The organism is Flavobacterium pectinovorum (assembly GCF_900142715.1).
GTDB lineage: Bacteria > Bacteroidota > Bacteroidia > Flavobacteriales > Flavobacteriaceae > Flavobacterium > Flavobacterium pectinovorum.
In genome coordinates this window covers 380777-396046 of sequence record NZ_FRBX01000004.1, presented here as the reverse complement: position 1 = coordinate 396046, position 15270 = coordinate 380777, and the positions used below count along the sequence as shown (strand labels likewise).

15 protein-coding genes are annotated in these 15270 nt (G+C 32.8%); 9 read left to right on the top strand and 6 right to left on the bottom strand.

What is annotated here, in order from left to right:
* The first annotated feature begins 43 nt into the window (after positions 1–43).
* From BUE22_RS15495 to BUE22_RS15470, 6 genes are all read left to right on the top strand, one after another.
* Positions 44–811 carry a ParA family protein gene (locus BUE22_RS15495; protein WP_042566029.1) on the top strand — a complete coding sequence of 256 codons (768 nt, stop codon included), beginning with the start codon at positions 44–46 and terminating at the stop codon, positions 809–811.
* Between the two features lie 5 nt (positions 812–816).
* The gene (locus BUE22_RS15490; protein ID WP_042566028.1) at positions 817–1725 is read left to right on the top strand and encodes a ParB/RepB/Spo0J family partition protein; all 909 of its coding nucleotides are present in this window, start codon (positions 817–819) and stop codon (positions 1723–1725) included.
* Entirely contained in the window at positions 1725–2294 is a 570-nt protein-coding gene (locus BUE22_RS15485; RefSeq protein ID WP_042566027.1) for a DUF5683 domain-containing protein, read from the top strand. The genes BUE22_RS15490 and BUE22_RS15485 overlap by 1 nt, the downstream gene beginning before the upstream one ends.
* A 39-nt stretch (positions 2295–2333) precedes the next feature.
* A complete protein-coding gene (dapB, locus tag BUE22_RS15480; protein ID WP_073396172.1) occupies positions 2334–3035 on the top strand; it encodes a 4-hydroxy-tetrahydrodipicolinate reductase in 702 nt (233 codons plus the stop codon).
* Positions 3036–3093: 58 nt separating this feature from the next.
* Positions 3094–4647, top strand: a complete 1554-nt coding sequence (gene lepB, locus BUE22_RS15475) for a signal peptidase I (RefSeq protein WP_073396169.1) — start codon at positions 3094–3096, stop codon at positions 4645–4647.
* A gap of 90 nt (positions 4648–4737) precedes the next feature.
* The gene (locus tag BUE22_RS15470) at positions 4738–5358 is read left to right on the top strand and encodes a WbqC family protein (protein ID WP_042566065.1); all 621 of its coding nucleotides are present in this window, start codon (positions 4738–4740) and stop codon (positions 5356–5358) included.
* An 83-nt stretch (positions 5359–5441) separates the two neighbouring features.
* On the opposite strand, the gene BUE22_RS15465 is transcribed toward BUE22_RS15470, so the two are convergent.
* The 6 genes from BUE22_RS15465 to BUE22_RS15440 all read right to left on the bottom strand — a co-directional run bounded on the left by BUE22_RS15465 (position 5442) and on the right by BUE22_RS15440 (position 11760).
* Positions 5442–6488: an endonuclease/exonuclease/phosphatase family protein gene (locus BUE22_RS15465; protein ID WP_042566024.1), complete on the bottom strand. Its 1047-nt coding sequence runs from the start codon at positions 6486–6488 to the stop codon at positions 5442–5444.
* Positions 6489–6507: 19 nt separating this feature from the next.
* Positions 6508–7368 (bottom strand): rhomboid family protein, encoded by an 861-nt coding sequence (locus BUE22_RS15460; RefSeq protein WP_073396166.1) that lies wholly within the window; start codon positions 7366–7368, stop codon positions 6508–6510.
* A gap of 55 nt (positions 7369–7423) precedes the next feature.
* The gene (locus tag BUE22_RS15455) at positions 7424–8173 is read right to left on the bottom strand and encodes a rhomboid family intramembrane serine protease (RefSeq protein WP_042566022.1); all 750 of its coding nucleotides are present in this window, start codon (positions 8171–8173) and stop codon (positions 7424–7426) included.
* Positions 8170–10104 (bottom strand): DNA mismatch repair endonuclease MutL, encoded by a 1935-nt coding sequence (gene mutL / locus BUE22_RS15450; RefSeq protein ID WP_073396163.1) that lies wholly within the window; start codon positions 10102–10104, stop codon positions 8170–8172. Before mutL ends, BUE22_RS15455 begins: the two co-directional genes overlap by 4 nt.
* Positions 10105–10323: 219 nt before the next feature.
* A complete protein-coding gene (gene ribH, locus BUE22_RS15445; RefSeq protein WP_042566020.1) occupies positions 10324–10896 on the bottom strand; it encodes a 6,7-dimethyl-8-ribityllumazine synthase in 573 nt (190 codons plus the stop codon).
* A gap of 84 nt (positions 10897–10980) precedes the next feature.
* Positions 10981–11760 (bottom strand): tetratricopeptide repeat protein, encoded by a 780-nt coding sequence (locus tag BUE22_RS15440; RefSeq protein ID WP_042566019.1) that lies wholly within the window; start codon positions 11758–11760, stop codon positions 10981–10983.
* 399 nt (positions 11761–12159) lie between these two features.
* On the opposite strand from BUE22_RS15440, the gene recF reads away from it, so the two are divergent.
* The 3 genes from recF (at position 12160) to BUE22_RS15425 (ending at position 15256) form a co-directional block, all read left to right on the top strand.
* Complete coding sequence (recF, locus tag BUE22_RS15435) at positions 12160–13239, top strand: DNA replication/repair protein RecF (RefSeq protein ID WP_073396161.1); 1080 nt, start codon at positions 12160–12162, stop codon at positions 13237–13239.
* Positions 13240–13424: 185 nt separating this feature from the next.
* Positions 13425–14102 (top strand): DUF2461 domain-containing protein, encoded by a 678-nt coding sequence (locus BUE22_RS15430; RefSeq protein ID WP_073396158.1) that lies wholly within the window; start codon positions 13425–13427, stop codon positions 14100–14102.
* A gap of 89 nt (positions 14103–14191) precedes the next feature.
* Positions 14192–15256, top strand: coding sequence for a glycosyltransferase (locus tag BUE22_RS15425; protein WP_073396155.1), 1065 nt, complete (start codon positions 14192–14194; stop codon positions 15254–15256).
* Positions 15257–15270: the final 14 nt, after the last annotated feature.

Genomic DNA, 15270 nt, shown 5'->3' with positions numbered 1-15270 from the left:
CCATAAATAATTGTATTTTTACGGTTCAAAATTCAGAAAATAAATGGGCAAAATCATTGCGATTGCTAATCAAAAAGGAGGCGTTGGAAAGACTACTACATCTGTAAATCTTGCAGCCTCATTAGGTGTTTTAGAAAAGAAAGTATTATTGATCGATGCTGATCCTCAAGCGAATGCTACGTCTGGCCTAGGGATTGACGTAGAATCTGTTGAAATCGGTACGTATCAAATACTTGAACATAGCCACACCCCAAAAGAAACTGTTGTTAAATGTTCAGCTCCGAATGTTGATGTAATTCCAGCTCACATTGACCTTGTTGCCATCGAAATCGAATTGGTTGATAAAGAAAACAGAGAGTACATGCTTAAAAAAGCACTAGAAAGTGTAAAAGACGAGTATGATTATATCATTATCGACTGCGCACCTTCGTTAGGTTTATTAACACTAAATGCTTTAACAGCTGCTGATTCTGTAGTTATTCCTATTCAGTGTGAATATTTTGCACTTGAAGGATTAGGAAAATTATTGAACACTATAAAAAGTATTCAAAAAATACACAACCCTGATCTTGATATCGAAGGATTACTACTAACCATGTATGATTCAAGATTACGTTTATCAAATCAGGTTGTGGAAGAGGTTCAAAAACACTTTAATGATATGGTTTTTGATACCGTTATTCAGCGAAATGTGAAATTAAGTGAAGCACCTAGTTTTGGTGAAAGCATCATTAATTATGACGCAACCAGCAAAGGAGCAGTTAATTACATTAATTTAGCTCAGGAAATTATAAAGAAAAACAGTAAATAGTTTTTATGACAAAAGCAATTAAAAAACAAGCCTTAGGAAGAGGATTATCAGCATTATTAAAAGATCCGGAAAACGACATTACATCAGTAGAAGACAAAAATGCTGATAAGGTTGTTGGAAATATCATAGAGCTTGAAATAAGTGCTATCGAAATAAATCCGTTTCAGCCTAGAAGCAATTTTAATGAAGAATCATTACGAGAGTTAGCTACTTCTATTAAAGAACTTGGCGTAATTCAACCTATTACTGTTCGAAAATTAGACTTCAACAAATATCAATTAATTTCTGGTGAGCGCCGTTTGCGCGCTTCTACATTAGTTGGTTTAACTACGGTTCCGGCTTACATTCGTATTGCGAATGACAACGAATCTTTGGTTATGGCTTTGGTTGAAAATATTCAGCGTCATGACTTAGATCCAATCGAGATTGCACTTTCATATCAGCGTTTAATTGACGAAATTCAATTAACACAAGAACAAATGAGCGAGAGAGTTGGTAAAAAACGTTCTACAATTGCCAATTATTTACGTCTTTTAAAACTAGATCCGATTATTCAAACGGGTATTCGTGATGGTTTTATTAGTATGGGTCACGGTAGAGCAATTATCAATATCGAAGATCTTGACATTCAAACTGATATTTATCAAAAAATCGTAAGTCAAAATTTATCTGTTCGTGAAACAGAAACTTTGGTAAAAAATTATCACGAAAGTTTAAAACCAAAACCTGAAGGTGAAGAAAAACCAAAATCAGCTTCTTCATTTGTAGTTAAAGAAACGCAAAAGAACACTTTCAACGATTATTTTGGCGCAAAAGTTGATGTAAAAGTAGCAGGCAATGGAAAAGGAAAAATTACAATTCCTTTTAATTCTGAAGCTGACTTTAATCGAATAATAAAATTAATAAACGGATAGTGAATAAAATTGTCCCCATAAGTCTATTGTTCTTTCTCTTAGGAACCGTCTCTCTTTTTGCCCAGGCAAAAGAAGAAACGGTTTTAGTCGCTAAAGACACTACTAAGATGCAGGAAATAGACCCGCTAACACCAGCAAAAGCTGCCTTTTATTCGGCAATTTTACCTGGTTTAGGTCAGGCATACAACAAAAAATACTGGAAAATTCCGTTAGTATACGGAGCAATTGGAACCAGTATGTATTTTTATATAGACAACAACAGAAAATATAAAGATTATCGAGACGAATACAAACGAAGACTCGAAGGTTACGGCCCTGGAACTGGCGGGAAGTACGATTTCCTAGACGACAGCAGACTTATTGCCGGTCAAAAATTCTATCAAAGAAATCGAGATTTATCTCTACTCTTTGTTGTTGGCTTTTATGCCTTAAATATTATCGATGCCAATGTTGATGCAGCGTTAATTCAATTTAACGTAAACGAAAGATTATCGATGAAACCTGAAATCTATCCCAACGATGTAACATTTAAACCAAATGTTGGACTAACTTTTAATTACCGCTTTTAAATAGAACTCATTTCTATTTAATTCAAAAAAATATACATAATGAAAATTGCACTTTTAGGATACGGAAAAATGGGTAAAGTAATCGAAAGAATTGCTTTAGAAAGAGGTCATGAAATTGTTTTAAAGAAAGATGAATCTAATACCTACGACGGACTTTCAACTGCAGATGTTGCCATCGATTTTAGTGTTCCTACCGCTGCTGTAGCTAATATTTCGAGTGCTTTTCACGCAAATGTCCCTGTAGTATCCGGCACAACTGGATGGCTGGAACATTTTGACGAGATGGTTGCACTTTGTAATGAAAAGCAAGGTGGTTTTATTTCTAGTTCTAATTTTAGCCTTGGTGTAAATATTTTCTTTGAACTCAATGAATATTTAGCCAAAATAATGTCTCAGTTCGATTCGTATAAGGTTACGATGGAAGAAATTCATCATACACAAAAACTAGATGCTCCAAGCGGAACAGCTATTTCTTTGGCAAAAGGCGTTATTGAAAATAGCAACTATGCAAATTGGACTATGGATGAGGCAAAAAATAATGAAATTCATATTGAAGCAAAAAGAATTGGTGACGTTCCGGGAACTCACACAGTCACTTATGAATCAATTGTAGATAGCATCGAATTAAAACATACTGCCCACAACCGTGAAGGTTTTGCCCTTGGAGCCGTAATTGCTGCCGAATGGTTAGCCGGTAAAAAGGGAATTTATAGTATGAAAGATGTGTTAAACCTAAAATAAACAGATTTAAACTTAAGGCAAATTGAAACCTTAAACTTGAAACTTTAAACAACATATTATGACTCTATATCTTTGGTTCGTATTTTTCTTAGCTGTACAAATTATCCACTTTATTGGAACATGGAAATTGTATCAGACTGCCGGCAGAAAAAGTTGGGAAGCAGCAATTCCTGTTTACAACTCAATAGTTTTAATGAAAATTATTGGCCGACCTACATGGTGGACAATATTACTTTTTATTCCAATTATTAACTTAATTATGTTTCCGGTTGTTTGGGTTGAAACTTTAAGAACATTTGGCAAAAAATCGACTTTAGATACCATTTTAGGAATTGTAACATTTGGATTCTACATCTATTATGTAAATTATACTCAAAAATTAGAATATAATTCAAATCGTAAATTAACTCCCGAAAATAAAGCTGCCGATACCGTAAGCTCATTGCTTTTTGCAATTATTGTTGCAACATTAGTACATACTTATTTGGTTCAGCCTTATACAATACCTACTTCTTCATTAGAAAAATCATTATTAATTGGAGACTTTTTATTTGTTAGTAAAGTAAATTACGGTCCAAGAGTTCCCATGACAACGGTAGCATTGCCAATGGTACATGATACAATACCATTCATTAAAAGAAAATCATATTTAAGCTGGCCACAATTACCTTATTTCAGATTGCCCGCTTTTGAAAAAATAAAAAGAACAGATATTGTAGTTTTTAACTGGCCAGTCGATACAGTGCATTATTTTTATGAGCCAAAAGGAAGACCCGGAGTTATTAAACCAATCGATAAAAAATCAAATTACGTAAAAAGATGCGTTGGTATTCCTGGTGATAGTTTATCTATTAAAGACGGATTTGTTTTCATTAACGGAAAAAAATTAGTTTTACCAGAAAGAGCAAAACCTCAATATTCTTATTCTGTAGCTTTAGACGGAAAAACGCCTATCGATTTCGAAACTTTAATGAGAGAAATGGATATTACGGATGGTGCTGGTTTCAAAAGCGAAAAAAGAGACACTTTATATTTTAGTGCTTTAACAGAAGCTAGTGCTGAACGCCTGAAAAACACTCCTGGAATTACTGCAGTGACAAGAGTAATAAAAAGAGATAGTGATGATAGAGTGTTCCCACATATCAATAAATGGAACGAAGATAACTACGGCCCAATTTATATTCCGGAAGCTGGAAAAACAGTTACATTAACAAATGAAACACTGCCATTTTACAAAGAAATTATAACAAAATACGAAGGAAACACTCTTGAATTAGATGGTTCTCATTTTATAATTAATGGAAAACAAACCAATAGTTACACCTTCAAACAAAACTACTATTGGATGATGGGAGACAACCGTCATAACTCTGAAGATAGTCGTTATTGGGGTTATGTTCCTGAAGATCACATTGTAGGAAAACCAGTTTTTATCTGGCTAAGCTGGGACACTAATGGTAAGGGAATCAATAAAATTCGTTGGAGCAGAGTTTTCACGACTGTTGACGGTGAAGGACAACCACAATCTTATTTTAAATATTTCCTTATTCTTCTTGCAGTATATTTTGTTGGAGAATATTTCTGGAGAAAAAGAAGAGAAAACAAAGCATAAATAAAAATAGTTATTTTTTGTTTCAGGTTCCAAGTTTCAAGTTTTATACGAACCTGAAACTTGGAACCTGAAACTTTTAAACAAAAAACAATGAATTCTTTATTACTTCCTACCTATTTTCCATCAATTAGCCATTTTGCAGTTATGGCTCAATCTGAAAATATTACTTTTGAGATGGAAGATAATTTTCAAAAACAAACTAACAGAAACCGTACTTACATCTATAGTCCGAACGGAATTCAGTTATTAAATATTCCTGTTAAGCATTGTAAAGAAGCGCATCAAAAAACGAGAGATGTTTTGATCGAGAATGAATTTGACTGGCAAAAACAGCACTTTAAATCTCTGGAAGCTGCATATAGAAGTTCTCCCTTTTTCGAATTTTTTGAAGATGATATTCGTCCAATATTTGAAAAAAAGTATACTCTTCTAATGGATTTAAATATGGAAGTTTTAGATATTGTAACGAAGTGTTTGAGAATGAAACTTGAATTTAGCAAAACAACTGAATACTTTCATGAAGTAAAAAATATATCTGATTTCAGATATTTGGCAAACGGAAAAAAGGACCCAAATTCATTCGAAAAATATCCTCAGGTATTTGATGACAAACACGGGTTTATAAACAATCTAAGCGTATTGGATTTGCTTTTTAACGAAGGCAAATTTGCCATGGATTATCTGAAAAATCAAAAATTAGAAATAAAATAGAAACAATTTTCCTTTTCAACATCAAATTTGGAGTTCGGAATTTGGTCCCGATGCTTCGGTTAAAAATTTGGAATTTCTTAAGTTTATTCCATCGAAAGTCTTGTCATAATTGGATAATGATCTGAATTTTCAAAATCAGAAAAACTTTCAAATTGCTTTACTTTCATTTTACTATCTGAGAAAATATAATCTATTCTGGCGGGATAATAACGGAATTTATAAGTTGCTCCAAAACCCTCACCGGCTTCTTCAAAAGTATCTTTCAATTTTCCTTTTATGCTTCGGTAAACGTATGAAAATGGACTATTATTCATGTCACCACAAATAATGATAGGATTTTTACATTGCTTGATATTTTCTTTAAAAATCTCAGCCTGTTCTTGTTGCTGCCTAAATCCTTTGCTAATTCTGGTGTAAATTTGTTGCGATTTTTGCTGATTTACATTATCAATATCATCTGAAATTTTATCAACATCAGGCGAAATCTTAATTGACTGTAAGTGCATGTTATAAACACGAATAACGTCTTTACCGCGTTTTATATCAGCATAAATAACATTGTTATCTGATTTAGGAAAAATAATATTTCCTTCATTTATAATAGGAAACTTTGAGAAAATCGCCTGTCCTGTTTTTATTTGATTCCCATCAATAAAAATATAGCGATGCGGATACACTTTTAAATCTAAATGCGCTGAGTTTGAATATTCCTGAATACATAAAATATCAGGGTCCTTTTCATCAATAAAAGCTTTTATATTAGACGGAATATCATCACGATCCAACCATTTAAACACATTAAAAAGACGAACATTATAACTCATTACTGAGAAATCTTTTTCATCTTCAATATATTCTTTAGGAGAGAATTTATAAAATTTACTGATAAACGTGATTCCGGTCAACAAAACCAAACCAGACAAAATAAGACGTTTCTTGAACTGAATTGCCCAATAAACGAAGAACAATCCATTTAAAACAAAAAAGGCCGGCATAAAGAGCGTTAGCACCGATAAAAGCGGAAAACTTTTTGGTGCCAGAAATGGCAGAATGTAGATACTAAATGTTATTACAGTTAGCACTATATTCAAAAAGAACATTATTTTATTAAACCACGACAGGTTTTTCATTTTTTCTTTGTTACACGGATTATTTTCCTGCTTTAAACAAAAATTCTTTCTCTTCTTTTGTCAAACAATCATAGCCAGACTGGCTAATTTTATCCAATATTTCATCAATTTGTTGTTGCGTTTTATCTTTCGTAACAATTTTTGACATTGGCTTCTGTGTAGGTTTATTGTAATTTTTATGAACTTTTTTGAAGGGGGTTGATTCCGATTTTCTGAACAGATTTGTGAAAAAATCTAATATTCTGGAAATCACAATACTCAAATCAGTTCCATTTTGAAGCAATTTAATGAAAATAAATCCAAAAACAGCACCAGCTAAATGTGAAATATGCCCGCCCATATTACCAAGGCGAAATTGCATTAAATCTAAAATTAAAATTACAGCCGTAATATGCCATAATTTTACATTTCCAATTAATAGCAAACGAATATTCATTAAAGGCTGATAAGTTGTTGTCGCTACCAAAATTGCCATTATTGCAGCTGAAGCTCCAACTATCGATGCAGAATAGTTTAAAAAATAATAACTTAATGCAAATACTACTCCTGCAAAAACAGCACTTAAAATGTATAAGCCTAAATATTGTTTTTGAGTAAAATACGTTAGAAACAAAGTACTGGAAAAATTTAGCACCATCATATTAAACAACAAATGCCAAAATCCGTCATGAAAAAAAGCATAGGTTAAAAATGTCCAGGGCTTAAACATAAAAACCTGAGGATCTGACGACAATGCAAGCCAATTTGGAAATTCGAACTGACCAATTGAAAAATTATAAAAAACCAGAGAAATAAGGAAACAAGCAACGTTCCAGTATATAACGCGCATTGCAATTCCACCCAACTTATATTGTAATTTTAAATCATCAAGAATATTCATAAAAGCTTCTTTTGGTCCCGAAACTTCGGGATAATTGATTATCTAAAGTTAAAAATTAATTCCAACGATTTTTATTAAACTGATTTTTTTTCCAGTACCACATAATCATAAATCCAAAAAAAGCTCCGCCAATATGCGCATAATGAGCTATACCAGATTCTATTCCCATAAATGAACTGCCAAAAATCCCAAAGAAGCCATCAAATAAAAGCATGTAAATTGGAACAAAATATTTTGCCTTTATCGGAATTGGAATAAACATAATTCCCAATTCTGCATTAGGAAACATAAAGGTAAAGGCAACTAAAAGACCATAAATTGCTCCCGAAGCACCAACTACTGTTCCTAAATAAGCTTCAGTGAAATGTTTAAATTCAGAAACTGTCAATATTTGCTGCCATCTTGTATCTATTTTACCATCGTTTAATAAGCTCAGAATATCAGCTTTATGAAAACCATTGGCAATTAAGATATTTAAGCTGTCCTGATAAAAATAATAATTAACAGCAAAATTTATCAAAGCAGCACCTAATCCGCATGAAATGTAGAAAAACAAAAATTTCTTTCCGCCCCAAAAATGTTCCAGCGTCGAACCAAATGAATATAAGGCAAACATATTGAATGCAATATGAGCAAATCCGCCATGCATAAACATATGAGTAATTGGCTGCCAAACTTTGAAACCAGGATTTTCAGGAAAAAAAAGTGCTAAATATTCATAAGAAACCGGCACTAACTGAGCACCAATAAAAAATATGATATTAATAATCAATAATTGTTTTACTACGGGAGTTATGTTCATCATAAGGCAAACTTTTTATCTATATCTTCCACACGCATTGTGATGAAAGTTGGTTTTTGAAAAGGTGAAATATTTGGATCTTTACAGGCAAACAATCCGTTTACTAAATTATCCTGTTCTTTTTCGGTTAAATAAGATCCGGTTTTAACTGCTAAACTTTTCGCCATCGACTTGGCAATTGTATCATTTTGGCTGTAACTGCTTGCCGGGATTCCGTCTTGCAAATCACTTAATAATTGTTCGATTACCATCGAAACTTCACTTTCTGTAATATTAACCGGAATTCCGGAAATCACGATATGGTCTGTTTGTGCTTGTTCAAAAACAAAACCTGTTGTTTCAAGAGAAGGTTTCAATTCTTCGATTAATGTCATTTCATCTGAAGAATAAAATAAATCTAACGGAAACAACAATTGCTGGCTTGAAGCCTGATTTACGGTCATGTTCAGCAAAAATTGTTCGTACAAAATACGTTGGTGGGCCCGTTGCTGATCAACAATTACCATTCCTGATTTTATTGGCGAAACAATATATTTTTTATGAATTTGATAGGTTTTCTGAGTCGCTTGTTCTACTTCATCGTCGTTAAATAAAGAAGATGTTACTTCTTCATTTTCAAAAGTAAAAGGTGAACTTTCTATACTTTCTACACTTTCTGTATCTAAACCAACATATAAACTTTCCCAACTTGCCGTTGGTTCTACTCTTTTTGAATATCCTGAATAAGAATTGGAACCTGAACCTGAACTATAGCTTGATCCTGAACTATAACTTCCTGATCCCGAGCCAGAACTTGCTTTAGAATAATGCTGATTTGTTTTATCATCTGTAAATGGATTAAAAGTTCCATCGACTTGAATAGTCGGAGTTTCGGCCTCTAAATCTTTATAATGATAAGGTGTATCTAAATTCGAATCGCGATCAAAATCTAAAACAGGCGCCACATTAAACTGACCTAAACTATGTTTAATAGAGGCTCTTAAAATAGCATACAAAGCCTGTTCATCATCAAACTTAATTTCAGTTTTTGTTGGATGAATGTTGATATCAATTGTGTTTGGCGGAACTTGTAAATACAAGAAATAACTTGGCTGCGAACCATCTTTCAAAAGTCCATCATAAGCCGCCATAACTGCATGATGCAGATAACCGCTTTTGATGAAACGATCGTTTACAAAAAAGAATTGCTCTCCCCTGTTTTTCTTGGCGAATTCAGGTTTGCAAACAAATCCCTGAACGTTTATAATTTCTGTATCTTCACTTACAGGAACCAGTTTTTCATTGGTTTTACCAGACATTATCCCAACAATTCGCTGGCGATAACCTGCAGCTGGCAAATTATACATTTCGCTGCCGTTATGATAAAAAGTAAAATGAATATTTGGATGCGCTAATGCTACACGCTGAAATTCATCCATAACATGTCGAAACTCAACTGTATCTGACTTTAAGAAATTACGACGGGCGGGAATATTAAAAAAAAGATTTTTTACTGCAAATGAAGTTCCTTTTGGTAAAACTGCCACTTCCTGAGAGATAAATTTACTTCCTTCGATAATAATATGCGTACCAAGTTCATCCTGATCTTGCTTGGTTTTCATTTCCATATGGGCAATTGCCGCAATAGAAGCCAGAGCTTCTCCGCGAAAACCTTTTGTACATAAGGAGAATAAATCTTCGGCCTGACGAATTTTTGAGGTTGCATGGCGTTCAAAACACAAACGCGCATCGGTCACACTCATACCTTTACCATTATCAATAACCTGAACCAAAGATTTACCAGCATCTTTAATAATTAACTTAATGTCGGTTGCATTGGCATCAACAGCATTTTCGAGCAATTCTTTGACTACCGAAGCGGGTCTTTGAACCACCTCTCCAGCGGCAATTTGATTAGCAACGTGATCAGGAAGTAATTGGATAATACTCGACATTAAAAAATTTGGGTTTAAGGTTTATGCTTTGATTTTAGTTTATTGTATTGTAAAAATCTCAGATTGATACTATTAATTTATTTCTGGTTTTAAAATCCAAGGTCTACAAATTTAATGAATTTCTATTGGGTTTTAGAACTTCATCAGTCATAAAAAAAACAAAAAACCTATACTATTTTTACACAGTATAGGTTTTAATATTTTTAAAACAATTGTGTTTTATTCTTTATCTATTTTTCTAGGAGTTTCTTCTATTTGAATCGCGCCAGAAGTTAACAACGGCTGATTAAATGGATGCGACATAGAAGCTTGTTGACGAATGTAGGCCATTTTTATTGCAGCGATTGCAGCCTCGGTTCCTTTGTTTCCGTGAATACCTCCACTTCTATCAATAGATTGCTGGATATTATTATCTGTTAATACACAAAAAATAACAGGAATATCTGTCTGAACATTCAAGTCTTTAATTCCTTGTGTAACGCCTTCGCAAACAAAATCAAAATGTTTGGTTTGTCCCTGAATTACGCATCCAATTACAATTACGGCATCGACATTTTGTGTTTGCAACATTTTTTTTGCGCCGTAAATCAGTTCAAAACTTCCCGGAACATTCCAACGAATGATTTGTGTTGCGGGAACTTCGCAGTCAATTAACGCATCAAAAGCGCCATTGTAAAGTCCTTCAGTTATGTTTTCATTCCACTCAGAAACAACAATCCCAAATCGAAAGTCTTTCGCATTTGGGATTGTGTTTTTATCGTATTCTGATAAATTTTTATTTTCAGTAGCCATCTTTTATATTTAAGATTTTAGAATTTTGATTTCAGATTGTAAAAATACAAATCTAAAATCTAAAATCTGAACTCTACAATAAATTTATTGCGCTAATCCGATTAATGCATCAACAGAAGCAGCTTCCGGAGTTGTATCGTAGTTTTCTTTAATATCTGTTAAATATTTTAAAGCGTCTTCTTTTTGACCTAAAGCAATAGCTGTTTTACCGGCTTTTAATAAGAAACGAGGTGTTGTAAAATCGTTTTTATTAGACTCAGCAGCTTTTACGTAATAGTCAAGAGCTTCTTTTTGTTGATTTTTTTGAGAGTAAGCATCTCCAATTGCACCTTTTGCCAAAGCACTTAAAATCAAATCTTCAGATTTAAAATCACCTAAATATTTAATTGCCTCGTCAAATTTACCAGTATTTAAATAAGCCATACCAGCATAATAGTTCGCTAAGTTACCAGCATCTGTTCCAGAATACTCTTCAGCGATTTTAATGAATCCGAATTTACCTTCAGAACCATTCAAAGCCAATTTATATAATGAATCGCTTGCCACACCGTCAGTCGCTTTTTGGAAATTTTGTTGAGCAACAAACATTTCGTTTGCAGCTTCATCTTGCTTAGGAGCTTCGATGAATTTTTGGTAAGCCAAATATCCAATAGTAGCAACTGCAATACCAGCAACTAAACCAATAATGATTTTTTGATTTTTAGCAACCCAATCCTCCGTTTTTGAAGCAGTTTCATCTAATTTTGAAAAAACACCAGCTGTTGTACTGTCTTTTTCATCAATAATTACCTGTGTTTCTTCATTTACTTCTTTAACTTCCTTTTCTTTTGGTGCTTTATATCCTCTTTTATTGTAAGTAGCCATTTAAAATTAATTTAGTGAACGGCAAAAATAAAATTTTTATTGAAACTGAAGTAAAAAAAATCAATTTTATATCTATTTAATATAAAATATTTTAGATAATCTCCGTTTTTTTCTTATCAATCTCGAAATAATAAAAACTAACACATTAAAAATGAATATTTTAAACACAATTTTCAACGATTTGAATGATCCTTTTTTCACTTTTCAAAATAGACTTTTTATTACCTCAGAATATTATTTCGCTATAGATTTTTAAGATTATCGCAGATTAAACGTTTAAAGAATTAAATTTGCCAGACAAATCTTTTTTTATAATTTAATCTGTAGCAGAAAAACTTAATTAAAAAGAGAAATACTCATTATTAAACATCAAATTCTACCATAGAGTTCCTTTAAAAAATGCATTTAAACAAAATTTCTTTATTCAATTATAAAAATTTCTCCGAGGCAAGTTTTGATTTTGACATCAAGATCAACTGTTTTGTTGGAAAAAACGGAATTGGTAAAACTAATGTACTTGATGCTATTTATCATTTAGCTTACGGAAAAAGCTATTTTAATCCGCTTGCAGTTCAAAACATCAAACATGGTGAAGAGTTTTTTGTAATTGATGCCGAACTGGAAAAAAACGGCAGAACAGAACAAATTGTCTGCAGTTTGAAAAAAGGGCAGAAGAAAATCCTGAAAAGAAATGGGAAGGCTTACGATAAATTTTCTGATCATATTGGGTTTGTTCCACTGGTCATTATTTCTCCGGCAGATCGTGATTTAATTATTGAAGGAAGTGAAACACGCCGTAAATTTATGGACAGCGTGATTTCGCAATTAGATTCGACTTACTTGCATCAGCTTATTCAATATCAAAAAATAATTGCCCAGCGAAATGCTTTATTAAAGTATTTTGCACTAAATCACGTTTTTGACAACGACACCTTATCTATATATAACGAGCAACTTGATGGTTTTGGAAAATCTATTTTTGAAAAGAGAAAAGATTTTCTGGAACAATTTATACCTATATTTAATACACATCATCAGGCAATAACAGGATCTGAAGAAACGGTGCAATTGGTCTATGAAAGTCATTTGTATGAAAAAGACCTGTTGACCATTTTACAGGAAAATATTAATAAGGATCGTGCATTACATTATACAAGTGCAGGAATTCACAAAGATGATTTATCGTTTGAAATTGATTCTCATCCGATAAAAAAATTCGGATCGCAAGGTCAGCAAAAATCGTTTTTAATTGCTTTAAAGCTCGCTCAATTTGAATTCCTGAAAAAACAAAGCGGTGTAAAACCACTATTGCTTTTTGATGATATTTTTGACAAACTTGACGAAACCCGCGTTTCTAAAATTATCGAAATGGTGAATAGCGAAACTTTCGGACAGCTTTTTATTTCTGATACACATCCGGAACGTACCGAAGCTATTGTAAAATCGACACATCAGAGTTATAAGATATTTAGTTTGTAATTTTTTTGTTTGCCACTAATTACACGAATTTTCACGAATTAAAGCTTTGACAAAGTTTTAAACTTTGTCAAAGCTACAACAATAAGTAATTTAAAAATTAGTGTGAATTCGTGAAATTCGTGGCGAAAAAAATCATTAATTTAGCTCCAAATAAAACTTAAAAACAACTGCAATAAATACCGAATATGCTTACGAAAGAATCATTGCAATTTTTAGACGATTTAAAAAAGAATAATAATAGAGAATGGTTTCAGGATAACAAGAAACGATATGAGGTTTTCAAAAAAGATTATCATCAGTTGGTAAGTGATTTTCTGGATGCGATGAAACCTTTGGATCCTTCGTTAGAATTACTGGAAGTTAAAAATTGCACTTTTAGAATCAATCGTGACATTCGGTTTTCTAAAGATAAATCTCCTTACAAAGCCCATTTAGGCGTTTGGATGTCGTCTGGCGCAAAAGGTGCTAATCGTTCAGGATATTATGTACATATTGAAAAAGGTGCAAGTTTTATTGCCGGTGGATTTTATTCTCCAGAATCTGAAGATTTGAAAAAAGTCCGCAAAGAAATTGCTTTTTTTCATGATGATCTTGAAGCTATTCTGGCTGATAAAAACTTCAAAAAAGAATTTGGAAGTTTGGATATAAATGAAAACAATTCTCTTAAAAGTATGCCACGTGGTTACGAAAAAGACCATCCTGCAATTGAGTTTTTAAAATTGAAAAGTTTTACTGCGACACAAAAATATGACATCAGCGAAGTGACTAAAAAAGATTTCGTTGCCAAAATGAGTCAAAAACTAATTGCTTTAAAACCTTTAAACGAATTCATCAATCGCGCTTTAGACACTGATGAATTTTAGTTTAATTTAAAAAGTTCGCCTCAAATTTCACGAATTTTCATTAATTAATTCGTGTAAATTCGTGAAATTCGCGGCAAAATAACCACCGAATGAAAAAAAGGAAAATACTTTTTCTGGGAGAATCTTACCGTGCCGATGCTATAACCTGGATGAAAGGTTTAAAGGAATTTGGCGATTTTGAAATTATAACCTGGGAACTCAAAACACCAAATAATTCAAAATTGAATCGTTTTAAACGTATTACAGAATACCTCTTCTCTCCTATTTTGATTCGGAAAATCATTCGACAAGAAAAACCGGATATGGTTATTGCCGAACGAACTACAAGTTATGGCTTTCTTGCCGCATTATCAGGATCTAAAACTATTGCCATTGCACAACAAGGACGAACTGATTTATGGCCGGAAACCTCTGTTTTGTATCCGTTTAAAAAATTCATTCAGAAATATGCTTTCAAAAAAGCGCATTTAATTCACGCTTGGGGTCCGGTTATGACAATTTCCATGAAAGAAATTGGCGTTGATATGAATAAAGTTTTAGTTATTCCAAAGGGAATTGACTTAACTCTTTTTTCTCCATCCATAAATAATTCAAATAAAATTGAAGCTATTGTAACGCGTTCTTTGCAACCAGAATATCGCCATGATTCTATTTTGAAAGTTTTTGCTATTCTACATCAAAAAGGGATTGATTTTTCGTTAACGATTGTGGGCGACGGAACTCGTTTGCAGTTTTTGAAAGATTTAGCCAAAGAATTACAAATTGAAAACAAAGTAATTTTTACAGGAAGAATCCCAAATACTGATTTGCCTAAATTGTTACAGCAATCAAATATTTACATCAGCATGCCTATTACCGAAGGCGTTTCGGCATCATTGTTTGAAGCAATGGCTTGTAATTGTTATCCTGTAGTTTCTGATATTCCGGGAAATCAAAGCTGGATCAAACATCGTGAAAACGGACAATTAATTGAAATTGATAATATTGAAATGCTGGCAGAAGAATTGATCTGGTCTTTTGAAAATGTCGAATCACGAAATAATGCGATTTTAGAGAATAGAAAATTTGTGGAAGAGAATGCAAATTATGATATTAATATGAAGGTTATTGCGGATAAATATCATGAGTTACTGGATTCTCGCGTCATTATTTAACCGCAAAGAGCGCT

Bases quoted from the DNA above. Each gene is read 5' to 3' on its own strand.
- mutL (WP_073396163.1), bottom strand. From the start codon at position 10,104: ATGTCGAGTATTATCCAATTACTTCCTGATCACGTTGCTAATCAAATT.
- lepB (WP_073396169.1), top strand. From the start codon at position 3,094: ATGACTCTATATCTTTGGTTCGTATTTTTCTTAGCTGTACAAATTATC.
- BUE22_RS15465 (WP_042566024.1), bottom strand. From the start codon at position 6,488: ATGAAAAACCTGTCGTGGTTTAATAAAATAATGTTCTTTTTGAATATA.
- BUE22_RS15460 (WP_073396166.1), bottom strand. From the start codon at position 7,368: ATGAATATTCTTGATGATTTAAAATTACAATATAAGTTGGGTGGAATT.
- ribH (WP_042566020.1), bottom strand. From the start codon at position 10,896: ATGGCTACTGAAAATAAAAATTTATCAGAATACGATAAAAACACAATC.
- BUE22_RS15440 (WP_042566019.1), bottom strand. From the start codon at position 11,760: ATGGCTACTTACAATAAAAGAGGATATAAAGCACCAAAAGAAAAGGAA.
- dapB (WP_073396172.1), top strand. From the start codon at position 2,334: ATGAAAATTGCACTTTTAGGATACGGAAAAATGGGTAAAGTAATCGAA.
- BUE22_RS15490 (WP_042566028.1), top strand. From the start codon at position 817: ATGACAAAAGCAATTAAAAAACAAGCCTTAGGAAGAGGATTATCAGCA.
- BUE22_RS15430 (WP_073396158.1), top strand. From the start codon at position 13,425: ATGCTTACGAAAGAATCATTGCAATTTTTAGACGATTTAAAAAAGAAT.
- BUE22_RS15470 (WP_042566065.1), top strand. From the start codon at position 4,738: ATGAATTCTTTATTACTTCCTACCTATTTTCCATCAATTAGCCATTTT.
- BUE22_RS15495 (WP_042566029.1), top strand. From the start codon at position 44: ATGGGCAAAATCATTGCGATTGCTAATCAAAAAGGAGGCGTTGGAAAG.
- BUE22_RS15455 (WP_042566022.1), bottom strand. From the start codon at position 8,173: ATGATGAACATAACTCCCGTAGTAAAACAATTATTGATTATTAATATC.
- BUE22_RS15425 (WP_073396155.1), top strand. From the start codon at position 14,192: ATGAAAAAAAGGAAAATACTTTTTCTGGGAGAATCTTACCGTGCCGAT.
- recF (WP_073396161.1), top strand. From the start codon at position 12,160: ATGCATTTAAACAAAATTTCTTTATTCAATTATAAAAATTTCTCCGAG.